This is a genomic window from Phenylobacterium sp., assembly GCF_031984885.1.
Lineage (GTDB): Bacteria > Pseudomonadota > Alphaproteobacteria > Caulobacterales > Caulobacteraceae > Phenylobacterium.
Map to the genome: position 1 here is coordinate 226,494 of NZ_DAMABV010000003.1, position 24,873 is coordinate 251,366.

26 protein-coding genes are annotated in these 24,873 nt (G+C 68.1%); 9 read left to right on the plus strand and 17 right to left on the minus strand.

Features of this window, described 5'->3' with window-relative positions:
- Positions 1–2: 2 nt before the first annotated feature.
- The 3 genes from RTL41_RS06795 to purC are packed head-to-tail and all read right to left on the minus strand — an operon-like array spanning position 3 to position 1,380.
- Positions 3–383 (minus strand): hypothetical protein, encoded by a 381-nt coding sequence (locus RTL41_RS06795; RefSeq protein WP_312162648.1) that lies wholly within the window; start codon positions 381–383, stop codon positions 3–5.
- Complete coding sequence (gene purS, locus RTL41_RS06800) at positions 380–622, minus strand: phosphoribosylformylglycinamidine synthase subunit PurS (RefSeq protein ID WP_312162650.1); 243 nt, start codon at positions 620–622, stop codon at positions 380–382. The genes RTL41_RS06795 and purS overlap by 4 nt, the downstream gene beginning before the upstream one ends.
- Positions 622–1,380, minus strand: coding sequence for a phosphoribosylaminoimidazolesuccinocarboxamide synthase (gene purC, locus RTL41_RS06805; RefSeq protein ID WP_312162653.1), 759 nt, complete (start codon positions 1,378–1,380; stop codon positions 622–624). Before purC ends, purS begins: the two co-directional genes overlap by 1 nt.
- 245 nt (positions 1,381–1,625) lie before the next feature.
- Here purC and RTL41_RS06810 point away from each other — a divergent pair, with 245 nt between their 5' ends.
- On the plus strand, positions 1,626–1,949 hold the full coding sequence (locus RTL41_RS06810; protein WP_312162655.1) for a DUF1476 domain-containing protein: 324 nt from the start codon (positions 1,626–1,628) through the stop codon (positions 1,947–1,949).
- 173 nt (positions 1,950–2,122) lie between these two features.
- Here the strand turns inward: RTL41_RS06810 and RTL41_RS06815 are convergent, their stop codons facing one another.
- Positions 2,123–3,547, minus strand: coding sequence for a coniferyl aldehyde dehydrogenase (locus RTL41_RS06815; RefSeq protein WP_312162657.1), 1,425 nt, complete (start codon positions 3,545–3,547; stop codon positions 2,123–2,125).
- A 120-nt stretch (positions 3,548–3,667) separates the two neighbouring features.
- Positions 3,668–5,206, minus strand: coding sequence for an arylsulfatase (locus RTL41_RS06820; protein ID WP_312162659.1), 1,539 nt, complete (start codon positions 5,204–5,206; stop codon positions 3,668–3,670).
- Positions 5,207–5,415: 209 nt separating this feature from the next.
- Between RTL41_RS06820 and RTL41_RS06825 the strand changes: the two genes are divergently transcribed.
- On the plus strand, positions 5,416–6,654 hold the full coding sequence (locus tag RTL41_RS06825; RefSeq protein WP_312162661.1) for an acetyl-CoA C-acetyltransferase: 1,239 nt from the start codon (positions 5,416–5,418) through the stop codon (positions 6,652–6,654).
- A gap of 352 nt (positions 6,655–7,006) precedes the next feature.
- Positions 7,007–7,264 carry a helix-turn-helix transcriptional regulator gene (locus RTL41_RS06830; protein WP_312162663.1) on the plus strand — a complete coding sequence of 86 codons (258 nt, stop codon included), beginning with the start codon at positions 7,007–7,009 and terminating at the stop codon, positions 7,262–7,264.
- Between the two features lie 37 nt (positions 7,265–7,301).
- On the opposite strand, the gene RTL41_RS06835 is transcribed toward RTL41_RS06830, so the two are convergent.
- The 10 genes from RTL41_RS06835 to RTL41_RS06880 form a co-directional block, all read right to left on the minus strand.
- Positions 7,302–8,894 carry an oleate hydratase gene (locus RTL41_RS06835; RefSeq protein WP_312162666.1) on the minus strand — a complete coding sequence of 531 codons (1,593 nt, stop codon included), beginning with the start codon at positions 8,892–8,894 and terminating at the stop codon, positions 7,302–7,304.
- Positions 8,895–8,986: 92 nt separating this feature from the next.
- Entirely contained in the window at positions 8,987–10,213 is a 1,227-nt protein-coding gene (locus RTL41_RS06840; RefSeq protein WP_312162669.1) for a PLP-dependent aminotransferase family protein, read from the minus strand.
- A 185-nt stretch (positions 10,214–10,398) separates the two neighbouring features.
- Complete coding sequence (gene purB / locus RTL41_RS06845) at positions 10,399–11,724, minus strand: adenylosuccinate lyase (protein ID WP_312162671.1); 1,326 nt, start codon at positions 11,722–11,724, stop codon at positions 10,399–10,401.
- Positions 11,725–11,786: 62 nt separating this feature from the next.
- A complete protein-coding gene (locus RTL41_RS06850) occupies positions 11,787–12,479 on the minus strand; it encodes a MarC family protein (protein ID WP_312162672.1) in 693 nt (230 codons plus the stop codon).
- 270 nt (positions 12,480–12,749) lie between these two features.
- A complete protein-coding gene (locus tag RTL41_RS06855; protein ID WP_312162673.1) occupies positions 12,750–13,325 on the minus strand; it encodes a GNAT family N-acetyltransferase in 576 nt (191 codons plus the stop codon).
- 18 nt (positions 13,326–13,343) lie between these two features.
- Complete coding sequence (locus RTL41_RS06860; protein ID WP_312162675.1) at positions 13,344–14,831, minus strand: MFS transporter; 1,488 nt, start codon at positions 14,829–14,831, stop codon at positions 13,344–13,346.
- Positions 14,832–15,087: 256 nt separating this feature from the next.
- Positions 15,088–15,624 carry an SRPBCC family protein gene (locus tag RTL41_RS06865; RefSeq protein ID WP_312162677.1) on the minus strand — a complete coding sequence of 179 codons (537 nt, stop codon included), beginning with the start codon at positions 15,622–15,624 and terminating at the stop codon, positions 15,088–15,090.
- A 20-nt stretch (positions 15,625–15,644) separates the two neighbouring features.
- A complete protein-coding gene (locus tag RTL41_RS06870; RefSeq protein ID WP_312162678.1) occupies positions 15,645–16,097 on the minus strand; it encodes a VOC family protein in 453 nt (150 codons plus the stop codon).
- Between the two features lie 93 nt (positions 16,098–16,190).
- Positions 16,191–17,441 (minus strand): RNA polymerase sigma factor, encoded by a 1,251-nt coding sequence (locus RTL41_RS06875; RefSeq protein ID WP_312162680.1) that lies wholly within the window; start codon positions 17,439–17,441, stop codon positions 16,191–16,193.
- Positions 17,438–17,803, minus strand: coding sequence for a YciI family protein (locus RTL41_RS06880; RefSeq protein ID WP_312162682.1), 366 nt, complete (start codon positions 17,801–17,803; stop codon positions 17,438–17,440). The genes RTL41_RS06875 and RTL41_RS06880 overlap by 4 nt, the downstream gene beginning before the upstream one ends.
- Before the next feature lie 228 nt (positions 17,804–18,031).
- Between RTL41_RS06880 and RTL41_RS06885 the strand changes: the two genes are divergently transcribed.
- The 3 genes from RTL41_RS06885 (at position 18,032) to RTL41_RS06895 (ending at position 19,564) form a co-directional block, all read left to right on the plus strand.
- Positions 18,032–18,253, plus strand: a complete 222-nt coding sequence (locus RTL41_RS06885; protein ID WP_312162684.1) for a hypothetical protein — start codon at positions 18,032–18,034, stop codon at positions 18,251–18,253.
- Between the two features lie 62 nt (positions 18,254–18,315).
- Entirely contained in the window at positions 18,316–19,215 is a 900-nt protein-coding gene (locus tag RTL41_RS06890; protein ID WP_312162686.1) for a LysR substrate-binding domain-containing protein, read from the plus strand.
- 88 nt (positions 19,216–19,303) lie between these two features.
- Positions 19,304–19,564: a hypothetical protein gene (locus RTL41_RS06895; protein ID WP_312162688.1), complete on the plus strand. Its 261-nt coding sequence runs from the start codon at positions 19,304–19,306 to the stop codon at positions 19,562–19,564.
- Between the two features lie 57 nt (positions 19,565–19,621).
- On the opposite strand, the gene RTL41_RS06900 is transcribed toward RTL41_RS06895, so the two are convergent.
- The gene (locus RTL41_RS06900; protein ID WP_312162690.1) at positions 19,622–20,890 is read right to left on the minus strand and encodes an MFS transporter; all 1,269 of its coding nucleotides are present in this window, start codon (positions 20,888–20,890) and stop codon (positions 19,622–19,624) included.
- Between the two features lie 211 nt (positions 20,891–21,101).
- Between RTL41_RS06900 and RTL41_RS06905 the strand changes: the two genes are divergently transcribed.
- Together RTL41_RS06905 and RTL41_RS06910 are read left to right on the plus strand one after the other, a co-directional pair.
- The gene (locus RTL41_RS06905; RefSeq protein ID WP_312162692.1) at positions 21,102–21,737 is read left to right on the plus strand and encodes a glutathione S-transferase family protein; all 636 of its coding nucleotides are present in this window, start codon (positions 21,102–21,104) and stop codon (positions 21,735–21,737) included.
- Positions 21,738–21,739: 2 nt separating this feature from the next.
- Positions 21,740–22,543: a M48 family metallopeptidase gene (locus tag RTL41_RS06910; RefSeq protein ID WP_312162694.1), complete on the plus strand. Its 804-nt coding sequence runs from the start codon at positions 21,740–21,742 to the stop codon at positions 22,541–22,543.
- On the opposite strand, the gene RTL41_RS06915 is transcribed toward RTL41_RS06910, so the two are convergent.
- A complete protein-coding gene (locus RTL41_RS06915; RefSeq protein ID WP_312162696.1) occupies positions 22,540–22,710 on the minus strand; it encodes a hypothetical protein in 171 nt (56 codons plus the stop codon). The two genes, RTL41_RS06910 and RTL41_RS06915, sit on opposite strands and share 4 nt — an antisense overlap.
- 274 nt (positions 22,711–22,984) lie before the next feature.
- Between RTL41_RS06915 and RTL41_RS06920 the strand changes: the two genes are divergently transcribed.
- A complete protein-coding gene (locus tag RTL41_RS06920; RefSeq protein ID WP_312162697.1) occupies positions 22,985–24,286 on the plus strand; it encodes a site-specific integrase in 1,302 nt (433 codons plus the stop codon).
- Positions 24,287–24,873: the final 587 nt, after the last annotated feature.

The window sequence follows — 24,873 nt, forward strand, 5'->3', positions numbered from 1 at the left end:
CGTTACCTGGCGCTCAAGCTCTCCAGATAGGCCATCACCTGGTCGAATCCAGCCTTGTCGCCATAGGCGCAGCCGGTGTTCTTCATGACCTTGCGGCCGCTTTCCTGCACGGCTTCCTGCTTGAAGACCGCCGGATGGCCGGGCGCGCCCGCCTGGGTCAGGACGAAGGCCTCGCCGCCGCCCTGCATGTTGTAGAAGCGATAGGGCTCGCCGCGCTCCTGGGGCGCGGGGATCAGGCCCGGCTGGGCCAGCACCTTGGCGGACAGGGCCTCGTAGGCGAGCGCGCAGTCCAGCGCCAGCCGCGGCCGAGGCGGCTCGGGCGGCGGCGCGCAGGCGGTCAGGATCAGCGGGAGGACAGGGGAGAGGGCGGCGAGCCCTCTCACGCCACCTCGATCCGGTAGCTTTCGATGACGGTGTTGGCGAGCAGCTTCTCGCACATGTCCTTCACCTGGGCCTCGGCGGCGGCCTTGTCGGCGGCGTCCTTCAGGTCGAACTCGATGGTCTTGCCGACGCGCACGCCGTCGACCTGCGGCCAGCCCAGGCCGTGCAGGGCGTTCTCGACGGCCTTGCCCTGAACGTCCAGCACGCCGGGTTTCAGGAACACATGAACTTTCGCGCGCACTAGTGCAGGCCTCCTTGGATGACGGTGGGCATCTCTTTCATGATGCCGAGGCGACGGGCCACTTCGGTGTACCCCTCGATGACGTCGCCCATGTCGCGGCGGAAGCGGTCCTTGTCCAGCTTCTCGTTCGTCTGGCTGTCCCAGAGGCGGCACGAATCGGGGCTGATCTCGTCGGCCAGGATCACCCGCGAGAAGTCGTTCTCGTAGATGCGGCCGTACTCGACCTTGAAGTCGACCAGGGTGATGCCGACCCCGGCGAACAGGCCGGTGAGGAAGTCGTTCACCCGCAGGGTCAGGGCCATCATGTCGTCGATCTCCTGGGTCGAGGCCCAGTTGAACGCGGTGATGTGCTCCTCGGCGACCATCGGGTCGGAGAGCTTGTCGTCCTTCAGGTAGAACTCGATGATCGAGCGCGGCAGGGCCTGGCCCTCGGGCAGGCCGAAGCGCTGCGCCAGGCTGCCGGCCGCCACGTTGCGGCAGACGACCTCCAGCGGGATGATCTCGACCTCGCGGATCAACTGCTCGCGCAGGTTCAGGCGACGGATGAGGTGGTTCTGAACCCCGATGGAGTTCAGCTTGGTCATCACATACTCGCTGATGCGGTTGTTGATGACGCCCTTGCCTTCCAGGATCGCCTTCTTCTGCGCATTGAACGCGGTGGCGTCGTCCTTGAAGTACTGGATCAGGGTTCCGGGCTCGGGGCCCTCATAGAGGATCTTGGCCTTGCCTTCGTAGATCTTCTTGCGGCGGGTGGTCATGTGCGCCTTCTCCCAGAGCGAGGGCTTGGCCGCCAGCGGAAAAACGAAAAACGCGCGCAGTTCGATTCAAACGCGCGCGGCTCCGACCGTATGGCCCTCTCACTCATATGAGGCTCGAAAAAACTAATGGAATGGGCGCCTCGGCGCAAACGGCGCAAGAGCCGCAGCGCCGGTTCGTGCGTTTACGTTGCTACGGGGCGGTTCACGGGATATGCAACGCCGACCGACCGCCTACTGGGGAACACATGACGACCTTCGACGATCGCGAGCGTGGCTTTGAAAAGAAGTTCGAGCTCGACCAGGAGCAAGAGTTCAAGGCCGGGGCGCGTCGCAACCGCTTGCTGGGCGAATGGGCCGCGGGCCTGATGGGCCTCTCGGCCGACAGCGTCGCCGAATACGCCAAGGCCGTGGTCAAGTCCGACTTCGAGCTGCCGGGCGACGAGGACGTGCTGCGCAAGGTGTTCGAGGACCTGAAAGGCTCGGGCGTCTCCGTCAGCGAGGGCGAGGTCCGCATGAAGATGGACGAACTGCTGGCCCAGGCCCGCGAACAGCTCCGCTCCGGCGAGTAGGACTTCCAGTCTCGACAAAAAGAACGCCGTCCTTCGGGGCGGCGTTTTTTGTTGGGCGCGCGGCGGCGAGACCCCAGATGCCCCCCCGGGGATCGCATATCCTGCGCGTCGTCCCGGTCTTGCTCCGCAAACCGGGATGACGCGGGGATTCGTCGCCTCGCCCTGCCCTGGACCTACCGCTTCAGTTGGCCGTCCAGATACTTGCGGATGGCCGGGCCGAAGGGCGGGCGCATCTGCTGCAGCGGCTTGTCGGCCTTGATCTGGGTGTAGATCGCCTTGGCGTGGCTGAACTCGCGGAAGCCGTCGACGCCGTGATAGCTGCCCATGCCCGACGGGCCGACGCCGCCGAAGGGCAGGTTCTCCTGAGCCACGTGGAAGACCACGTCGTTGACCGTGACCCCGCCCGAGGTGGTGTGCTTCAGGACCTTCTCGCGCTCGGCCTCGTCCGACCCGAAGTAGTAGAGGCCCAGCGGGCGCTCGCCCTTGTTCACATAGGCGATAGCCTCGTCGATGCCCGAATAGGTCTTCACCGGCAGCACCGGCCCGAAGATCTCCTCCTGCATGACCTTCAGGTCGTCGCTGGGATCGATGATCAGGGTCGGGGCGATCTTGCGGTGCTCCTGCTGAGAGAGGTCCTCGCCCTCCGGTTTCAGCTCGATCACCCGCGCGCCCTTGGCCCGGGCCTCGTCGACATAGCCCTTGATGCGGTCGTAGTGCCGCTGGGCGACGATGGCGGTGTAGTCGGGATTGTCCTTCAGGGTCGGGAACAGCTTGGCCACCGAGGCCTGGGCGCCGGCGATGAAGGGCTCCAGGCTCTCCTTGGGCGTCAGGACATAGTCGGGGGCCAGGCAGATCTGGCCGGCGTTCAGCGTCTTGCCGTTCATGATCCGGGCCGAGGCGACGTCGATGTCCGCCGACTTGCCGAGGATCACCGGGCTCTTGCCGCCCAGCTCCAGGGTCAGCGGCACCAGGTTCTCGGCCGCCGCGCGCATGACGTGGCGGGCGATCGAGGTCGCGCCGGTGAAGATCAGGTGGTCGAAGGCCAGCGAGGAGAACGCCTGGCCGACCTCGGGCCCGCCGGTGACCACCGCGATCTCCTCGTCGGAGAAGGCGCCGGCGAACATCTTGGCCAGCAGGTCCGAGGTGGCGGGGGTGAACTCGGACGGCTTGATCATCGCCCGGTTGCCGGCGGCCAGCACCCCGGCCAGCGGCGCGAAGGTGAGGTTCACCGGGAAGTTCCAGGGGCTGATGATCCCGACCACGCCCTTGGGCTGGAAGCGGATCTCGGCCTTGGCGCCGAACAGGCCGAGGATGGCCGGGGTCGGCTTGCGCTTCTCCGGCCGCATCCACTTGGCCAGGTGCTCCTTGGCGTGCTTGAGCGGGCCGATGGAGCCGGCGATGTCGGTGAAGGCGGTCGCCTCGCGCGAGCGGGACCCGAAGTCCTCGTTGATCGCGTTCTCGATCGCCGCGCGATTGTCGATCAGCAGGGCGATCGCCCGGTCGATGCGGTTGATGCGGACCTCGGCCGAGGGCTCCCCGTCACGCAGGTGAGCGGCCTTTTGCTTGGCCAACAGGGCGTTCATCGCAGCAGCGTCCATGACGTCTCGTCTCCTCCCGACTTATCCGGCGGATGTTCGGATAGTGACGTTACGGAATGGAAGTAAACACACTAAAGGCGCGTGGCGGCGTGCCAGAGCCGCCGCCCCGGCCTCCATGGCTCAAGCCGAGCCGGCGGTTTCAGTCATTTTCGCCATGGCGTCATCAATGGTGAAGCTGCCGGGGCGTTGAGCCGGTGGAAATTCCTTGAAGGTTTCTACGAATTTGGCCGCAGCCGCCTGCGCCACCAGGATGAAGTAGCCGTGGTACAGGAACCAGTCGTAGTAGGTGTTCGAAGTCACGTCCGCGAACTCGTACGGGTCGGTGCGGAGGTTGAATAGCTTCGGCACACGCAAGCGGGTGAAGGGCTCGGCCCAAACCTGCATGGTGCCCGCGCAGCGTTGCTCCATGAACACGATTTTCCAGTTGTCGAAGCGCATGGCCAGAACGTCGCCGTCGTCGCTGAAATAGAAGAAGAAGTTGCGAGGGCTCTTCGTTTCCTTGCCGGTTATGTAGCCGAGCAGGCTGACCCCATCGATGTGGTTCTTGTAGGTTCGGCCGGCCGCTTCGTAGCCCGTCTTCAGCTTGTCGACGACGTCGGGCGCTCCGGCCATCTCCAGGAAGGTCGGCAACCAGTCGTGGTGCTGGACGATGCCGTTGGCGACCGACCCCGCTTCGATCCGAGAAGGCCAGCGGATCAGCATTGGAATGCGGAAGGCGCCTTCCCAGTTCGTGTTTTTCTCGCTGCGGAAGGGCGTCATGCCGCCGTCCGGCCAGGAGTTGCGGTGCGGGCCGTTGTCGGTCGAGTACATGACGAAGGTGTCTTCGGCGATGCCCAGTTCGTCGAGCAGGTCCAGCATCTGCCCGACGTTCTTGTCATGATCGATCATGGTGTCGTGATAGGGCGACTGCCAGCGGCCGGCCTGACCCAGGCTCGACTTCTTGGTGTGGGTGAACATGTGCATATGCGTGGTGTTCAGCCAGACGAAGAACGGCTTGTCGTCGGCATGCTGCCGCTTGATGAAGTCTGAGGCGGCCTCGACGAAATCATCGTCGCAGGTCTCCATGCGCGCTTTGGTCAGCGGGCCGGTGTCCTCGATCCTCTGCTTGCCGACCTTGCCCCACCGCTCGTGGACGGTCGGGTCGTCCTTGTCGGTCGCCCAGGAGTGGATCACCCCGCGCGGACCGAACATCTTGCGGAAGTTCGGGAAGTCCGTCTCCGAGGGGTAGTCGGGCATCTCCGGCTCTTCCTCGGCGTTGAGGTGGTAGAGGTTGCCGAAGAACTCGTCGAAGCCGTGATTGGTCGGCAACATGTGGTTCAGGTCGCCGAGGTGGTTCTTGCCGAACTGGCCTGTGGCGTAGCCCTGGTTCTTGAGCAGGGCGGCGATCGTGACGGTCCCGTCCGGCATGCCGACTGGCGAGGCGGGAATGCCGACCTTGGACAAACCCGTGCGATAGACGCTCTGGCCGGTGATGAACGAGGAGCGGCCGGCGGTGCAGGACTGTTCGCCGTAGCTGTCGGTGAACAGCATGCCTTCCCTGGCGATGCGGTCGATGTTGGGCGTCCGATAGCCCATCAGGCCGTGGGTGTAGCAACTGAGGTTCGACTGACCGATGTCGTCGCCCCAGATGACGAGGATGTTCGGCGGTTTGGCGGGCATGGCTTGGCTCCGGACTATGTGAGCGGCCAGGAGACCCCGGCGAAGCCGCCGGCGGGATCGGGTGAAACCCCATGTCGCGGCGCCGCCTACCCTGGCGTGGTTGCGACCGCCCGCCGCACGGAAAAGGCGCTGGACTGCCGTAACGGCGGGTGGGCTTGTCTGCCAGGAACGAGCCGGCGCCGCCGCAACCACTGGGAAGGAACGAGACTATGCCCGAGGCCCTGATCATCGACGCCTGCCGCACCCCCCGCGGGATCGGCAAGGTCGGCAAAGGAGCGCTGGCCGATTTTCACCCGCAGCACCTGGCCGCCACGGTGCTGAAGGCCCTGGCCGAGCGCAACGACCTGAAGACCGGCGAAGTCGACGACATCATCTGGGGCACCTCCAGCCAGCGCGGCAAGCAGGGCGGGGACCTCGGCCGGATGGCGGCGCTCGACGCCGGCTATGACGTCAAGGCCAGCGGCATGACCCTGGACCGCTTCTGCGGCTCGGGCATCACGACGGTGAACCTGGCCGCCGCCCAGATCATGTCGGGCATGGAAGACCTGGTGATCGCCGGCGGGACCGAGATGATGTCCTACACCAGCGCCAGCGCCGATCCCTCGACCCCGCCGATGATGGACGCCGGCAACCTGCGCCTGCGCGCGCGCCATCCGCAGAGCCAGCAGGGCGTCTGCGCCGACGCCATCGCCACGATGGAGGGCATCGACCGCCGGGCGCTGGACGAACTGGCCCTGCTCAGCCAGCAGCGCGCTGACGCGGCGATCAAGGGCGGCCGTTTCGACAAGTCGCTGGTGCCGGTCTATCGCGAGGACGGCTCGCTGGCCCTGGACCACGAGGAATTCCCGCGGCCGCAGACCACGCTGGAGGGGCTCTCGGCCCTGAAGGCGTCGTTCGAGATGATCGTCAACGTGCCCGTGGACGACAAGGGCACCACCTACGGCGACCTGATCCGGCAGGTCTATCCCGACCTGAAGATCACCCACATGCACCATGCGGGGAACTCCTCGGGCGTGGTCGACGGGGCGGCCGCGGTGCTGCTCGCCTCGCCGGCCTATGCGGCCAAGAACGGCCTGAAGGCGCGCGGCCGGGTCGTGGCCATGGCCAATATGGGCGATTCCCCGACCCTGATGCTGAACGCTCCCGTGCCGGCGGCCCGCAAGGTGCTGGCCAAGGCCGGCCTGACCCTCGACGACATCGACCTCTTCGAGATCAACGAGGCCTTCGCGGTGGTGGCCGAGAAGTTCATCCGCGACCTGAAGCTGGACCGCGACAAGGTCAATGTGAACGGCGGCGCCATGGCGCTGGGCCATCCGATCGGCGCGACGGGCTCGATCCTGATCGGCACCATCCTGGATGAACTGGAGCGCCGCGACCTCAAGCGCGGCCTGGTGACCATGTGCGCCGCCGGCGGCATGGCCCCGGCGATCATCGTCGAGCGGGTGTAGGGCGCCCCGCTGCGCTCCCGTCGCCCGAGCAGGCGGCCGGGGCGACGACGGCGAGCAGGATGACGAATGCAGCAGCGGCCAGCGCCGCCGCTGCGGTCGCGCGGGGCTGGGCCTTCCCGGCCTCGGGCGCGCTGCGCAGCTCAAGCTCGTCGAGCAGGAGCTGGCGCTCGATCTCGCGCAGTTCGTCCGACGCAGGCCCGGAGCCGGCCTGCGTTTCGCCATGTCTTCCCGGCCCCAAAGGTCAAGCCCCCAACTCAGCCGGCTCCGAATACACCAAAATCATGTACATGAAAATCATGTAACTCGAATAGGCGTTTAGCCATGGCCCCTGCTTCCACGAACCGGGACGCCTATGGCCAGATCGGTGTTCACCGACGCCTACGCATTGATGATCTCGGTGCTGACCCGCTTGCGGAAGGAGCAGGCGGTGAGCCAGGCGGAGTTGGCGCGGCGGCTGGGCCGGACCCAGCAGTTCATCTCCTATGTCGAGAACTGCGAGCGCCGGATCGACGTGGTGGAGTTCTACGCCATCGTCATGGCGCTGAACGCCGACCCCAAGGCGGTCTTCGCCGAGGTGGTGGACGCCTTGCCCGACAAGGTGGAGATCTGAGCGGAGGCGGCGTTCCCGCCGCGGCCCCCGCGTCCGGCTAGCGGAAGGCCGATTCCAGCGCCTTGAGGCCCACCTTCGGGTCGCTGAGCCCGTGGTAGATCGGCGGAATGTCCAGGGCCACGCCGTAGAGCCCGTAGACGGCGTGCATGGCGCCGTGGACAGAGTATTCGACCGTGAAGACCACGTCCTCGGGCAACTCGGTGAACTGGCCCAGGAACGCGAAGTTCGCCGCCCCGGCCGGCAGCACCAGGGGCCGGTCCTCGGGAACCCGGCGGCTGAACAGCGCCGAGGCGTAGGGCATCATCACGGTGGTGACGTCCGTCGTCGCCAGGACGTCGTCCAGCATGTCCTCGAAGCCGAGCTGATGGATCAGCTCGGTGAGGATTTCCTTGCCCGTGCACTTGGCCATCGGCGTCTTCACGAAGTCTCCGGGCGCGTCGATGAACAGGCCATAGCCCCAGAGCGTGAACTGGTCCCTGGGCATGTCGGCGAAGTGCGGCTGGTAGGGCACGACGATCGACATCAGCCAGCCGGAGTCCACGAAGGTCATCAGGGCGCCCGTGCCCGGCTCGTTGTTCGAGAACTCCACGATGCGCTTCAGCAGCGCGTCGCCGTGCATGGTCAGGGTGAAGGACTCCCATTTGTTCTCGTCGACATTGCCGAAGAAGGTGTTGGGGCGTCCGAAGTCGGTGGCCTTGGCGGCGAGCGTCTCCCACAGCGACCAGCCGCCGTCGCGGCGCTCGCGGATTAGTTCGGGCACGGTGTCGTCGCCGGCATAGGTCGCATCGGCGGTGATCGAGCCGATCGTCATCATGGCGACGTCGTGGGGGCCCAGGTCGATGGTCCCGGCGGAGCCGTCGACCTGGACGTGGATCCTGGTCGCCCGCCGCGCGCCCGGATCGGACTGGTCGAAGTCGACGTCGGTGACGCGGGTCCCGAAGCGGACGTCGACCTCGCGCTCCTTCAGCCAGTTCTGGATCGGGCGGACGAGGGAATCGTACTGATTGTACTTGGTGCGCCGCACGCCCGAGAGGGTGTGGATGCGCGAGAACTCCTGCACGAAGCGCAGGAAATAGCGCTTGAGCTCGATGGCGCTGTGCCAGTTCTGGAAGGCGAAGGTGGTCCGCCACATCTGCCAGAAGTTGGTCGCAAAGAAGTGCTCGGAGAAGAAGTCGTCGATGCGCCGGGCGCCGATGACGCGCTCGGGCAGGGCGAGCAGCCGCATCAGCTCGACGCGGTCGCGGGTGTCGAAGCCGTATTCCGCGGCGTCGAGGATCTTCGCCCCGGCGGCGATCAGCCGGGCGTGGGCCTCGGTCTTGACGCGTTCGTTGAAGGCGAGGGTTTCGGCGCGGACGCTGACCTTGGGATCGTCCAGCGAGGGGATCGTCTCGAGCAGGTTCCAGAGGCACTGATAGGCCTCTTCCTCCAGCATCCGCCCGCCGCGGGTGACGAAGCCCCTCTGGGCCGGCGAGACCGCGCCGTCGAGGGCGCCGCCGGCGATCGGAAGCTCCTCCAGGATGTGGATGTTCGGGCCGGGAACGCCGGCGTCGCGGATCAGGAAGACGGCGGCGGCCAGGGAGGCGACCCCGCCGCCCACCAGCCAGACCTGGGAGATCTTGGGGTCGAGCATGCCGCCTCCGTGCGCGCCGAACTGACACGGAGACGGAACGCGCGTCGCCTTCGGAGGTTCAACTCTGGCGCGAAGTCGCTATGGGCTGTGGCTCAGCCGTGCCGGGCGATCAGGCGGGCCAGGCGGCCGACCCCGTCGTCGATCTCGGCCGCCGTCGGCAGCGAATAGCTGAGCCGGATGGCGTTGGCGGCCGGGACCTCGGCGAAGAACGGCTCGCCCGGCACGAAGGCGACGCGCTCCTCGGCGATGGCGCGTTCCAGCAGGTGCTTGCCGTCCAGGCCGCCGGGCAGCCGCAGCCAGACGAACATGCCGCCCTCCGGTTTCGACCAGGTGACGCCTTGCGGCATGTGGCGGGCCAGGGCGTCCAGGGTCGCCTGGGCCTTGGCGCCGTAGGCGTTGCGCAGGCGCGAGAGGTGCTGCTCGTAGTCCTCGGTGACGGCGCGCCAGCCGACCATCTGGTTGATCGTCGAGACGTGCAGGTCGCTGCCCTGCTTGAGCAGGACCAGCTTCTCGATCACCGCCTTCGGCCCGCAGACCCAGCCCAGCCGCAGGGCCGGCGAGATGGTCTTGGAGAAGGTGCCGCAGAACAGGGTGCGGGCCTGTTCGATCGAGCCCGAGCGGGCGACGTCGAGGGCCAGCAGGCTGGGCTGGATCTCGCCGGCGAAGCGCAACTCGCGATAGGCGGCGTCCTCGATCAGGGTCATGTCGAGCTGCTGGGCGAGGTCCAGCAGGGCCTCGCGCTGGGCCAGCGGCAGGCTCTCGCCGGTCGGGTTGGCGTAGTCGGGGACAAAGTAGCCGAGCGGCCGCGGCGCGCGGCCGGCCATCAGCGCCTGCGCGTCGCAGCCGCCGTCCAGCGCGTCCTCCGGCAGGTCGAGATAGCGCGGCTCGTAGGCGGTGAAGGCCTGCAGCGCGCCCAGATAGGTCGGCCGGGCGACCATCACGGTGTCGCCGGGGCTGATGAACAGCTTGCCCAGCAGGTCGAGCGCCTGCTGCGAGCCGGCGGTGAGCATGATGTTGTCGGGCCCGCAGGGGACGCCGTGCGCGGCCATGCGCTCGGCGATCCACTCGCGCAGCGGCAGGTAGCCCTCGCTGACCGAGTATTGCAGGGCCTGCCGCGACAGGTCGGGGTCGGCCAGGATCGCGTCGTATCCGGCCTGGATGCGCTCGGCCGGGAACAGGCCTGGGTCGGGGATGCCGCCGGCGAAGGAGAGGATGTCGGGCTGGTCGAGGAGCTTCAGGAGCTCGCGGATCTCGTTGGCGCGAACGCGGGACATGCGGTCGCTGAAGCGCTGGGCCCAGTCGGTGCTTTGGATGGTCATGTCAGAGGTCTCGTAATGTCGCCGACGGCCGCGCCGCCCAATAGGCCGCGCGCGTGCGCGGCCTCGCTTGCGGGGGCGTCATACGATGCAGGTCGGGCCCTGGGTGCGGCGGAGCCAGAAGCGCCGCCGGCCACGTGCGGTGGTGATCATGACCGATCTCTAGCCTGACTTGGCGCGCGACGGAACTACTCCGCCGCCGCCTTGGCCATCGCCTCCTGCCCGAACACGCGGGCGAAGACGGTGTCGACGTTCTTGAAGTGGTAGCCGAGGTCGAAGAGCTCGGCGAGTTCGGCGTCCGACAGGATCACCTCGGGGTCGGCCTTCAGGAAGTCGAGGAAGTTCCCTTCGCCGCGCCAGACCTTCATGGCGTTGCGCTGGACCGCGGCGTAGGCGGCCTCGCGGGAGATGTCCTTCTGGGTCAGGGCCAGCAGCACGCGCTGGGAGTGGACCAGGCCGCCGAGGCGGTCGAGGTTCTTCAGCATGTTCTGCGGATAGATCAGCAGGCGGTCGACGACGTTGGCCAGCCGGCGCAGGGCGAAATCGAGGTGGATGGTCGAGTCCGGGGCGATGCCGCGCTCGACCGAGGAGTGGCTGATGTCGCGCTCGTGCCAGAGGGCGACGTTCTCCATGGCCGGGACGACGGCCGAGCGGACCAGGCGGGCCAGGCCCGTCAGGTTCTCGGTGAGGATCGGGTTGCGCTTGTGCGGCATGGCCGAGGAGCCTTTTTGGCCGACGTCGAAAAACTCTTCGGCTTCAAGCACTTCGGTGCGCTGCAGGTGGCGGATCTCGACGGCGAGGCGCTCGATGGAGCTGGCGACGACGCCGAGGGCCGCGAAATAGGCGGCGTGACGGTCGCGCGGGATCACCTGGGTGGAGACCGGCTCGACGGCCAGGCCCATCTTCTCGGCCACGTGGGCCTCGACCTCGGGGGCGACGTTGGCGAAGGTGCCGACCGCGCCGGAGATCGCGCAGGTGGCGATCTCGAACTTGGCCATCGCCAGGCGTTCCTTGGCGCGCACGAACTCGGCGTAGTGGCCGGCGAGCTTGAGGCCGAAGGTGGTCGGCTCGGCGTGGATGCCGTGGCTGCGCCCGACGGTCGGGGTCAGCTTGTGCTCGAAGGCGCGCTTCTGCAGCGCGGCCAGGACCAGGTCGACGTCCTCGATCAGCAGGTCGGTGGCGCGGCTGAGCTGGACGGCCAGGGCGGTGTCGTTGACGTCCGACGAGGTCATGCCCTGGTGCAGGAAGCGCGCTTCGGGGCCGACGATCTCGGTCACGTGGGTCAGGAAGGCGATGACGTCGTGCTTCACTTCGCGCTCGATGGCGTCGATGCGCTCGACGTCGAAGATCGCGTCGCGGCCCTTTTCCCAGATGGTCTGCGCGGCCTGCTTCGGGATCACGCCCAGCTCGGCCATCTTGTCGGCGGCGTGGGCCTCGATCTCGAACATGATCTTGAAGCGCGTCTGCGGATCCCAGATCTTGGCGGCTTCCGGGCGGGCGTAACGGGGGATCATGGCGGGGCTCCTTCGCGGCGGGTGTTAGCCTCCTAGAGCCGTAATCGCAATGTTCGGGGGCGTTACGCCGCGGCTTTCAGATAGGACGTGACCAGGCTTTCGAGGCCGCTGGAGATGATCTGGACGCCGACGCAGAGCAGCAGGAAGGCCACCAGCCGCGACATCACCCGCGCGCCCGACGCGCCCAGCAGCGACAGCACCTTGCTGGACCAGCGGTAGGAGACGCCGACCAGCAGGGCGACCAGGACCGCCGCGATGCTGACCCCGGCGAAGAACGAGAGCACGCCCTGGCCGTCGGCCGGCCGCTGGGAGGCGAGCGCGATGGCCACCGAGATCGCGCCGGGGCCGGTGGTGAAGGGCATGGTCAGCGGGAAGAAGGCGACGTCTTCCTGCACGTGCTGCTCGGCCGAGGCGGCGGCGTTGGCCTTGCGGCTTTCCTGGGCCTCGGGCTGCATCAGCAGTTGCCAGGCGCGGATGGCCACGACCAACCCGCCCGCGACCCGCAGGGCGCCCAGGCTGACCCCGAAGAAGTTGAGGATGTAGCCGCCCAGCAGCAGCGATCCCAGCAGGATCAGCAGGGCGTTGAAGGCGATGCGCCAGGCCAGCTCGTGCCGGTCCGTGCGCCCCTCGGTGACCTGGTGAAAGGTGATCGCCGCCCCGACCGGATTGACGATCGAGAACAGGGCCGGGAACGCCAGGAGGAAGGCGCCGACGACGGTGGTGAGGGGCAGGGGGCTGAGATCGGCGAGAGTCATGCGGCCGCGAAGGTACGCGCAAGCGTGGGCGCCAGGCTAGGCCGTGGCGCCGGGACGCTATCGGATCGCAGGCGCGACAACGTGACGATCGCTGCCGATAGCGCGCCGGTTGCGCGCAAACGCTCTCCAGCCGCCGAACCAGGCTCAACGCCAAGGACCGCAACGATCCGCGCCGCTTCATCCGCGAGGAGGCGCCCGGTTTCGAGTTCGGCGTCGACGTCGCGATATGCGGTCCGCGCGCCGGGATCGGCAGGTTAAACGCCACGGGTCTCAGGTACCTGCCGATAGCGTTCGGGCTCGGCCGGCGCCGAGGGCGCGCGTGTAGAGGACGCGGGTCGATGTCTCGCCGGACCAGGCCTCGTCGGTGACCAGGCCACGCTCGACGAACCCCGCCCGTTCGGCGACCCGGCGCGAAGCGAGGTTGTCGGCGTCGATATGCGCCTCGATCCTACGCACGCCGTCCAGTGTCGCGGCCGCCTCGCAGAGCAGGGCCAATGCGCGGCCGGCATAGCCGCGTCCCCGGAACGAGGGGAAGGTCCAGTAGGAGACGTCGATGCGATCGGCCGCGACCGGTCGCAGCTCGCAGCCGCCGAGCAGCAGGCCCGATGGGCGGCGCATGGCGTAGGCGATCATCGGGCCGCCGGCTGACCGCGCGTCGATCCAGCGTTGGATGGCGGCGCGGGTCTGTTCGAGGGTGGAGGCGTGCGGGGCGTCGAAGCGCCGGAGCATCTCCTCGTCCTCGCCGGCCAGATGCGCCTCGGCGTCGGCGACGCGGTGGCCGTCGAGGACCACGACGCCGTCGGTCAGCCGCCCGGGAAGGCGGATCGGGTGATCTGGCTTCCGCATGCGGCTGACCTGTCCAGGCTAGGCCCCGGCCGTGGCTTCGGCCTCGGTCTTGGCGAGGGCGTCGGCCATGTCCCTGGGCAGGGTGATGGCGGCGAGCAGGTAGTGGAGGCCGGCCCAGCCGTAGATCAGCAGGTTCCAGACGATCCCCTCGCGCGTGCCCTGGGCGACCGCGGCCTTGCAGGCCGCGTCGATGGCCGCGCCCGCGCCTTCCTTGCCGACGCCGCCGGGGCACAGCTCGAAGAACGGGCCGAGATCCTTGGCGGCGAACTGCGCCTGGCTGAGCATGTCGATCACCCAGCCGCAGAAGGGCGGTCCGAAGCCCAGGGCGATCAGGTTCAGCACGAAGAACAGCAGCGCCGTGGCGGTGGCGCGCATGCGCAGGCTGACGGCGTTCTGGATCACCCCGAAGGTCGGGCCGAGATAGGTGTAGTGGAAGATGCCCGGGATCAGCAGCAGGCCGGCGGCCAGCTTCCAGTCGTCGCGCGTGTAGACGAGGATGTAGAGCGGGCAGGCGATCAACAGGCCGATGGCCGGGACCAGGGCGTACCAGCGGCCCGACTTCCTGGCCGCATAGTCGGTGAGGAAGCCGCCGAGCAGGGTGCCGATCCCGGCGGCGACGCCGCCGATGACCCCGAAGATCAGGCCGACCGTGGCCAGGTCGAGGCCGAACATGCGGATGAAGTAGGGCGCCGAATACTGGCCGGTGCCGTAGCTGGCGAACGAGGCGACGGTGATGCCCGCGACCATGTGGAAGAAGCCCCACTTGCCGAAGATGCGCTTGGCGACGGCCAGGATCGAGGGCGGCTTGGCGTGCACGGCCGGGGCGGTCTCGTCGCCCTCCAGGACCGGGGCGTCGGCGGCCTGGGCCGCGATCAGGCTGTCGGAGTAGCCGCGCGGCGGCTCCTTGACGAAGATCTTGAGCAGGATGGCGACGATGATCCCGGGCAGGCCGACCATCATGAAGGCCATGCGCCAGTCGAGGTTCTGGGCGATCCAGCCGCCGGCGACGGCGCCGAACATGGTGCCGAGCGGAATCCCGAACGAATAGATCGACAGGGCCGAGGCGCGCTTCTTGGGCTCGAAATAGTCCGAGATCAGCGAGTGGGCGGGCGGGGAGAGGCCGGCCTCGCCAACGCCGACCCCGACGCGGAACAGCAGCAACTGGAAGAAGCTGGTGGCCATGCCGCAGAGCGCGGTGAACCCGGACCAGACGACGATGGCGATGGTGATGATGTTGACCCGGCTGTGGCGCTCGGCGAGCCGCGCGATCGGGATGCCGAGGGTGGTGTAGAGCAGGGCGAAGGCCAGGCCGCCCAGCAGGCCGAGCTGGGTGTCGGTCAGCTTGAGGTCGACCTTGATCGCCTGGCCGATCGTCGAGATGATCGTCCGGTCGATGAAGTTGAAGGTGTAGGCCAGGACCAGCAGCCATAGGACGGACTGCTTGTAGCCCTCCGAGAACAGCGGCTGGCGGGGCGGCGCGGCGGCGCCCGCATCTGTGGCGGCCATGGGTGTGGTTCTCTCCCCGACATGTTCGTTGCGGCGAGCATGGCGGGAGCCGGGGCCGAGGGGAAGAGGCCATGCGTCGGGCGGCGGCGGGACGCAACGAAGCGTGGCTGTCGGCGTTTTTCCGGCGACGCGGTGTTGGGGGAATGGCGCGGGGTGCGCCATGGCTGGCGGGATCAGGTGTTCATGGGTCCCGGTCTTCGGCCGATGGCCGAAACCGGGATGACACGAGGGGGGGCGCGTTCGGACGCCTTGCCCGCTATTCGGAGCCTTCGCGTTCGGCGAGGGCCTTGAGTTTGGCCAGGCCCTGTTCGAACTGCGGGCCGACCATCTTGTCCATGCTGAAGAACAGGCTGATCAGCTTGGCGAACAGGCCGTTGTGGCCGCTCATCGCCCAGGTGACCTTGGTGGCCTCGCCCGTCGGTTCGAGGGTGAACTCGGCGGTGTTGTGGGCCTGGAACGGCTTGAGGAAGATCAGCTCGATCAGCACCTGGGAGGGCCTGACCGCCTCGGTGATGGCCATGCGGCCGACGCCCGTCTTGCGGCCTTCCCAGCCGTAGATCGCCCCGACCCCGCGCTCGGCGCCGGCATAGGTGCGCTTGAGGTCGGCGTCGATGTTCTCGTAAGGCGACCAGGCGGTCCAGCGGTGGAAGTCCTCGATCAGGTCGTAGAGCGTTTCCGGCGCGGCGCGGACGGTGGCCGTCCGCTCGACGCGGAAGTCGCCGGGGTGGTTGGCGGCGTAGGCGACGAGGCCCAGGACCGCGAGGATCAGGATGGCGACGAGCGTCGTGAGCATGGGGTTTCCTTGTGACGCGCTCAGGCGGCCTTGGGCGTTTCGCCGAGCGACCAGTGGACGCCGTACGGGTCGCGCAGGCGGGCGTAGCGGTCGCCCCAGAACATCGCTTCGACGGGCTGGAGGACCTCGGCGCCGGCCTCGGCCGCGCGCTTGAACCAGGCGTCGATGTCCTCGACCTGGAGGTGCATGGTGAAGGAGCCGGACGGCTGGTGCTCGAAGCCGTGTCCCATCTCCGGGAAGCAGTCGCAGATCATCAGCGTGCCGCCGTTGATCACCAGGGCGCAGTGCAGGAGCCGCTGGCCGTCGTCGGCGGGAAGCCGGAAGAGCTCGGTGGCGCCGAAGGCGCGCTGGTAGAACTCCGATGCGTCGCTGGCTCCGACGAGGTTGAGGTGCGGCGTGACGCCGGTCATCGGCGGCGCCTCGATGGCGGCGAGCTGCTGGGCGGCGGTTTCCATGGTGGCGGTGACGGACATGGCGTCGATCCTTCCTGGCAGGCCCCGGGCGGGGCGTCTGATCCGAGGACGCGCGAGGTTAGCGCGTTCCGACAGCGTGGCCTGGAAAAAGTTTCAACCGGCCTCGCCGGCCAGGCTGTCGAGGTGCTGGCGGATATGGGCGGCCTCCGGGGCGCTGTTGGCCAGGGCGATGGCGCGGTCGAAGGCGATGCGGGCCTCTTCCCTGCGGCCGAGCTGCTTGAGGAAGCTACCGCGGGCGCCGTGGAAGTAGAAGTAGCCGGAAAGCTGAGCGGCCAGGGGCTCGATCATCGCCAGCGCCGCCTCCGGCCCCTCGGTCTTGGAGATCGCCACCGAGCGGTTGAGGGTGACGACGGGCGAGGGGTTCATCTGCTCCAGCGCCGCATAGAGCCGGTCGATCTGGCGCCAGTCGGTGTCGGCGGCCTGGGGCGCGCGGGCGTGCAGGGCGGCGATGGCGGCCTGGACCTGGTAGGGGCCGGGGGCGGCGTGGCGCAGGGCCTTGTCGATCAGGGCCAGGCCCTCGGCGATCATCGCCTGGTTCCAGAGGCCGCGGTCCTGGTCCTCCAGCAGCACGATCTGGCCGTCCGAGTCGAAGCGGGCGGCGGCGCGCGAGTGCTGCAGCAGCATCAGGGCGGTCAGGCCCATGATCTCCGGCTCGGTCTGGAACAGCCGCAGCAGCAGGCGGGCGAGGCGGATGGCCTCCTCGGCGAAGGGGGCGCGGGCGTCGGCCTCGGCGACGGTCGAGGAATAGCCCTCGTTGAAGATCAGGTAGATCACCGAGGCGACGGCGGCCAGGCGCTCGGCGCGCTCGACCGGGCCGGGCGCCTCGAAGGCCACCTTGGCCTGGCCGATCTTGGCCTTGGCGCGGGTGATGCGCTGTTCCATGGCCGCCTCGCTGACCAGGAAGGCGCGGGCGATCTGCTTGACCGAAAGGCCGCTGACGATGCGCAGGGCGACGGCCACCTGCTGCACCGCCGGCAGGTCCGGGTGGCAGCAGATGAACAGCAGCCGCAGGATGTCGTCGCGATAGTCCGAGCCGTCGAGGCGCTCGGCCAGCGGCGCCTCGGCGTCGTCGAGATCGGAGAGGACGTCCTCGGAGGGCAGCGCCTGGAGCCGCGCGCGGCGGCGGGTGGCGTCGATGCCGCTGTTGCGGCCGACGAGGATCAGCCAGGCGGCCGGATCGCGCGGCGGGCCCTTTTCCGGCCAGGACTTCAGGGCCCGCAGGCAGGCGTCCTGGAACGCCTCCTCGGCCAGGTCGAGGTCGCGGAAGTAGCGCAGCAGGGCGCTGACCGCCTGCGGGCGGGCGGAGGTCAGGGCGGCGTCGATCCAGGCGGGGTCGGTGGTCACGTCATCTCGATTCCAGGCAGGAAGAGGGCGATGGGGCGCAGTTCGTAGGCGCCGCCGGGGTTGGCCGCGGCCAGGTCGCGGGCGATCTGCAGGCCGTCCTCCAGGGTTTCGACCTCGACGATGTAGAAGCCGAGCAACTGTTCCTTGGTCTCGGCGAAGGGGCCGTCGACCACCAGGTTCTGCGCCTTGCGCAGGGTGGTGGCCGAGGTGGTGGGCAGCAGGCGGATGGCGGGGCCGAGCTTGCCCTCCTGGCGCAGGCGCTCCTGCACCACTTCGAGCTTGGCCATGACCGCGTCGTCCTCTTCCTTGGTCCAGGCGGAGGTGACGGCTTCGTCGTTGTAGCAGAGGATCGCGTAGCGCATGGGTCTGTCCCGTTCTCCCTAAGGACGGGCGGAGGCGCCCGTTCCCGACAGGGCCGACTATAAAACCGCTGGTCGGACCTGCGAGGACCTAGTCGACCAGAAGTGGGGTTTTTGGCTTTCAGGTCGGCGGCGGCTTCGTGATGCCAGCTCACGAACAGGCGGCGAACTCATCGTTTGCGGCGGCGCGCGGCGCTTCGCATCCTGTCGGCGTGGATCGAGGGCTGAGCGATGCTGGTCGAGCAGATGTCGATGACGGGGGCGCCCGAGCGCGGGATCGCCCGCTGGTTCCTGGACCGGGCGATCTACGAGCTGCACAGGCTGTGGGCCTGCTGCTGGTGGATCGTCAGGGCGCATGTGGCGGCCAAGCACTTCATTCCGCGGTCGTGCCTGGAAGACCCGCCGGAGGCGTGGATGCGGGTGCTGCAGGGGCGTGGCGCGAAAGATCAGTGAAGCCTGCTGTCGCAGGGACGGGCGTAGCGTATAACCACGGTATGTCTGTGATCTGAGGTCACATGCCTAAGCGAAACCTGCCGCCGCTGACCGCCCTGCGCGCCTTCGAGGCGTTCGCGAGACTGGGGCGGATGAACCTGGCCGCGGACGAACTGTGCGTCACCCACGGGGCGATCAGCCGGCAGGTGCGCAGCCTGGAGCGGCTGTGCGGGGTGCGGCTGACGCAAGGGCCGCGCAACAGCCTGCGCCTGACCGAGGCGGGGCTGAGCCTGGCCGAGAGCCTGGGCGGCGCCTTCGACGGGATCGAGCGGACGTTCACGGCCCTGAGGTCGGCGGCGGACCGGGAGCTGCACGTCTCCTGCGTCGGCACCCTGGCCATGCGCTGGCTGATCCCGCGGCTGCCGGCCTTCCACGCCCGGCATCCGGGCCTGAACATCCGGGTGACGGAGGCCTATGGCCCGGTCGATTTCGGCCGCGACCCGTTCGACGCGGCCATCCGGCTGGCCGAGACCATCGCCGGCGAGGGGCTGGAGGCGACGCCGTTCCTCGACAACTTCCATGGGCCGGTGATGGCCCCGGGCCTGGCCGAGGCCGGGCTGGCCGGCGCGCCGCGGCTGCACACCCGGCCGCACCGGCAGGCGTGGCGCGAGTGGGCCGAGCACTCCGGCGTGACGGTCGGCGAGGGCGCCGAGCATCGCGAGTACGAGCACCTGTTCTACATGCTGGAGGCGGCGGTGGCGGGGCTGGGGGCCGGCGTCTCGCCCTGGATCTATGTGGCCGGCGACATCGCCTCGGGGCGGCTGGCGGCGCCCTATGGGTTCGTGCGCACGCCGGCGCGCTTTCACTTCATCGCCCCCAAGGCGAACGCGCGGCCGGTGATGGCGGCGTTCCGCGACTGGCTGATCGAGGAGGCGGCGAGCGCGCCGCCGCCGCCGGCCCGGGCGGTTGCAGCCGAGCCTTAGGCGGTCAGGCGGGCCTCGACCTGGGCGCGCGTCCGTGGCTTCTGGGCGCGTCGGCTGGACGCGCCGGCCCCGGGCAGGAGGCAAGACGATGACAGGCGGGAACTCCGGCAGGCGGCTGGCGCCGGAACTGATCGGGCGGATGGCGGCCCTGGCGATGGTGGCGGGGGCGATCTTCGTGGCGCCGCCGGCCAAGTTCTGGCTGGCGGGGGCGGGCTGCGCGCTGGCGGCGGCGGTGTTCCTGGTCCAGGCGGCGCTGGGGCGGCCCGTGCGGCGGGCCAGGTGGCTGAACCTGGTGTTCGGCCTGATCTTCGGCGCGACCGCCGCGTGGCTGGTGCTGCTGCCGCATTAGCCTCGCCCCGGCGGGGCGAGGGGTGCGGGGACGCCGGGCGGCGCCCCCGCAAGGTCCTTAGCTGACCATTTCCTCGCGGATCGTCTTGCGGGCGATCCAGAAGAGGCCGAAGGCGAGGAAGCCGAAGCAGGTCGACAGCATCAGCGCCCAGCGCACGCCCTGGGCCGAGCCGAGGCCGAAGCCGTTGCTCATGACGTCGGACAGGATGCCGACGGCGAGCGGGCCCAGGCCCAGGCCGATCAGGTTGATCGTGAACAGCAGGATGGCCGAGGTGGTGGCGCGCATGTGCGGCGGCACGATCGACTGGCCGATGGCGTAGACCGGGCCGTACCAGAGCGAGCCGAGCAGGCCGTTGATGACCAGGATCCACAGCGCGACCGAGGCCGAAGGGACGCTGACCGCGAGGATGTAGATCGGCACGGCCAGCAGCGAGGCGATGGCCGGAACCGACACATAGCCGCGCAGGTCGGTCTTGGCGAAGCGGTCGGCGATCTGGCCGCCGAGATAGGCCGAGATGGCGCCGGCGGTGCCGCCCATCAGGCCGAGCGCCAGGCCCAGGAAGCCGACGGACTGGAGGTTGAAGAAGGACGCCAGGCCCGCGACCTCTTCACCATGGACGCGCAGGAAGAACGAGGCGGTGAACGGGGCGTGGCCGTAGCCGATGAACGCCTTGATCGCCGCGCCGAGCGCGATCAGCCAGAAGGTCTTCTTCTTGCCGAGGTACTTGAGGGTCTCGCCGAAGGTGGCCTGGGTCGCCTGGATGGCGGCCGAGTGCTGGGCCATGATCTTGCGCGGTTCCTTCAGGGTGAACCAGCAGAGCAGGGCGAAGAGGATGCCGGGAGCGCCGGCCACGAAGAAGGCCACGCGCCAGCCGTAGGCGTCGGCGATCAGGCCGCCCATCACCAGGCCGAGCAGGCCGCCCAGCGGCGTGCCCATCGAATAGAAGGCCAGGGCCGAGGCGCGCTTCTCCTTGGGCACGTAGTCGGCGATCAGCGAGTGGGCGGGCGGGGTGCAGCCGGCCTCGCCGACGCCCACGCCGATGCGGAAGATCACCAACTGGACGAAGTTCTGGGCCATGCCCGACAGCGCGGTGAAGCCCGACCAGACCGCGACGGCGGTGCCGATGATCATCGGGCGGTTCTTGCGCTCGGCCAGGCGGGCGATCGGAATGCCCAGGACGGTGTAGAAGATGGCGAAGGCCAGGCCGCTCATCAGGCCCAGTTGCCAGTCGGCGAGCCCCAGATCGTTCTTGATCGGTTCGGCCAGAATGTTGACCACCGCCCGGTCGAGGAAGTTGACGATGTAGATCCCCAGGAGGAGGAACATCGCATACCGGGTGTAAGAAGCGGAAAATGGGGCTGCGCTGACCGCGGGAGCGACAGGCGGAGCGGCTGGTTCAACCGACGGCGCGGCGGTCTCGGTCATGAAAGGCGTTTCCTGCAAAATAGGGCGAACTGAATTTTCTTATTGTCGGCGCACTCTAGACGAGGCGCCGGGGGCTTGGGCAATAGGCTGACGTAACGAAAAGGAGCGGCCTATGGAACTCGTAATCGGAACCAAGCGGTGGTCGACGTGGTCGCTGCGACCCTGGCTTGCGCTGAAACGCACCGGCGCGCCCTTCACCGAGACCCTGATCGGCCTGCGCCAGGACGACGGGCGCACCGAGGCCGCGATCTTGCCGCACTCGCCCTCGGGGCTGGTTCCGGTGCTGAACGACGGCGACCTGACCGTCTGGGATTCGCTGGCGATCTGCGAATACCTGGCCGAAAAATTTCCCGAGGCGAAGCTGTGGCCCAGCGACCCTGCTTTGCGCGCCCTGACCCGGGCGGCGGCGGCGGAGATGCATTCCGGCTTCCAGTCGCTGCGCGGCGAATGCCCGATGGCGCTGGAGACCGAGCCCAAGGTCGCCACCCTGTCCGAGGCGACCCAGAAGAACGTGCGCCGGATCGTGGCGATGTGGGGGGACCTGCTGGCCCGCTCGGGCGGGCCGTTCCTGGGCGGGGCGTGGTCGATCGCCGATGCGTTCTACACCCCGGTGGCGACGAGGTTCCGCACCTATGGCGTGCATCTGTCCGACTACGGAGACGACGGGGCCTGCGGCGCCTATGTCACACGCCTGCTGGCGACGCCGGAGTTTCGCGAATGGGAGGCGGCGGCCCGGGCGGAGGCGTGAGCATGGCGTGCGGCTGCGGCGGGGAGCCGGCGGCGCGCCCGGTGTCGCGCCGCAACCTGCTGGCGCTGCTCGGCGCGGGCGCGGTGCTGGTCGCCTGCTCGGAGAACGCCGCCACCGGCCGCAGCCAGTTCGCCGTGGTTCCGGACGAGGCCCTGATGCAGATGGCCGACCAGGCCTGGGCCGACCTGCGCGGCCAGAGCGCGGCGGCGGCCGACCCGGCGATGCAGGGGCGGCTGGGGCGCATCGGCGGCCGGATCGTCGAGGCCAGCGGCCGCACGGACCTGGACTGGGAGTTCGTGGTCTTCGAGCGGCCCGAGATCAACGCCTTCGTCCTGCCGAACGGCAAGGTCGGCGCCTTCCGGGGGCTGATGGAGTTCGTGCGTGACGACGACGAGCTGGCCGGGGTGCTCGGCCACGAGGTCGGGCACGTGCTGGCGCGCCATCCCTCCGAGCGGGTCAGCCAGCAGATGGCCGTCGAGCTGGGGGTCGGGGTGCTGCAGGCGATCCTGGCGAACGGCGAGTACGCCGAGCATGCGGGCGACATCGCCGGGGCGCTGGGCATGGGCGCGCTCTATGGGGTGATCCTGCCCTATTCGCGCAATCACGAGCTGGAGGCCGACCGCATCGGCGTGGACCTGGCCCAGCGCGCGGGCATGGACCCGGCCGGCGCCGTCAGGTTCTTCGAGCGGATGGCGGCGGAGGGGGCGACGCGGCCGCAGCCGCCGGAGGTGCTGTCCACCCACCCGGCCGACGGTCCCAGGCTGGCGGCGCTGCGTGAGGCCGTCGCCGGGCTGCCGAAAGGCTAGTTGGAGGGGGCCGGGACGGCGCCCTTGTCGAAGAGGGCGGCGGCGGCCGATTCGGCTTCCGCCTGGCTGGGCGCGACACCGCCGGCCACCAGTTCGCCCTCGTAGTCGAAGACGCGCCAGCGCCAGCCATGGTCGGCCGGATCGATCGCATAGGCCAGTTCGCCCATCTGCCTCTCCTGGACCAGACCCGTCTCGAAACGGGACCTGAGGAGGTGGATAAAGCAAGCAGGGCGCCGATCGGTTCCCGGCAAGTTCGCCCTTGCATCGGCGCGGCGGCGCATGCTTCGTGCCGCTCGCCAGCGCTTGGGGACATGGCGGAACTGGTAGACGCAAGCGACTTAAAATCGTAACCCGTAAACTTACCTAGTGAATTCAGCGGGTTAATTGGCCTAGACTCTTACACATGCCTTACACATACGCCGGTGACGGCGAGGAGGCGTTGTGTCCGAGAGCCACACGATCATGGACGGCAAGGTTCATGTGTATCGTCGAGAAAACAGCCGCTTCTGGCAGTGCGCGACCTACCTGAGCGGCCGAAATCACCGCCAATCGACGAAGCAGGACAACATCGCCTATGCGCTTGAATTTGCACGGGACTGGTACCTTGACCGCGTAGCTGAGGACCGGCTGCGCCGCCGCGGCGTGCTGCCTGCTCCGGCTGGGATACCCGTCCAGTCGCCCGAGTATGTGAAGCCCCGGCTGCCTGGCGAGAAGACCTTCCGCGAAGCGGCCGTCGCATTCCAGCGGGAGTATGAGGCCATGACGCTAGGCGAACGAAACGCCAGCTACGTCGCAAGCAAGGGTCGCGTGCTCAGGCTCTACCTGCTGCCGTTCTTCGGCGACCTGCCGATCTCGCAGGTCACGGCAGGCAGGATTCAGGAGTACCGGCTGCACCGCGTCACCCCGCCCACCGAGGTTAAGCCGGCGCATTACCAAGTGAAAGGGCGCGAGCTGATCGGCAAGCCACGCAAGTGGATGAGGCCGAGCCGACAAACCCTCCACAATGAAATCGTGTGCCTGCGGCAGGTTCTGAAGGCTGCCAACCGCAAGGGCTGGATTTCGGCCCTGCCGGATATGTCCAGCCCATACCGCGCGTCCGGCAAGATCAGCCATCGCGCCTGGTTCTCCCCCGGGGAGTACAAGCGCCTGTTCGAAGCGACGCGCGAGCGGGCGCGGAATCCGAAGAAAGAGCGTTGGCGCGGCGAGTGCGAGCAGTTCCACGACTATGTGCTGTTCATGGTCAATACCGGACTGCGGCCGGACGAGGCGCAACGCCTAGAGTTCCGCGACGTCTCGGTCGTCGTCGATGCAGATACCGGAGAGCGCATCCTCGAGATCGAGGTGCGAGGCAAGCGCGGCGTGGGCTACTGCAAGAGCATGCCCGGCGCGGTGCTCCCGTTCCAGCGGGTCAAGAAGCGCAAGAACGGTCGGCCGACCGAACTCGTGTTCGGGCCGGTTCAGCGCGAGCTGCTGAACGCAGTGCTGGGCGAACTCGACCTGAAGAAGGACCGCGACGGTAACGCGCGCACCGCCTACAGCCTCCGACACACCTACATCTGCCTGCGCCTGATGGAGGGGGCCGACATCTACCAAGTAGCCAAAAATTGCCGCACAAGCGTAGAGATGATCGAGAAGTACTACGCCTCGCACATCAAGAACACGTTGGACGCGGCCGCGATCAACGTGCGCAGGAAACCCAAATCGCGGAAGGCACCTTCCGCAAAGGCGCTGGCGAACGCCTAAGCGCCGCCGGGCGAACGCCTACTGTCGCTTCCTGTAGACGGACCCCTGAGGATTATGGCAATTCGGACCCGCTACGCGGGCGTGGCGGAATTGGTAGACGCAACGGACTTAGGCCAAAGACTGAGTGCGCCGGGAGAAATCCCGGATGTAGAACCGCTCAAATTCGGGGAACCCTGTGAAATGGCGATCCCGAGCCAAGCCCCAATGGGGAAGGTGTAGAGACTAGACGGGCGGCGCCTACAGCCTGACGGCCAAGGCGAAGGGATAGTCCAGACCACGAACGCCTGAGGCGGCGGCGAAAGCCGAAGTGGTACGAAAATCCGTAGGGCCGCAAGGCTCGTGTCGGTTCGAGTCCGACCGCCCGCACCACGCGCCATTTTTATCGCCGCGATCAAAACGGATGGCTTCGATCGTCCAGGATATAAAGTGGCGCCTCCGCAATTCTACAGACCGCAATTTTCCGGATTGCTTCATTGTTGACGGGGAAACACAATCAATGGTGGCGCTATTTCAAGTGTCAACTCAATAGGTTGTAGTTAAGACAGCTTAAGGAGGCGCACCGGGGGGAGCGCCAAAGTGGTGAGCAA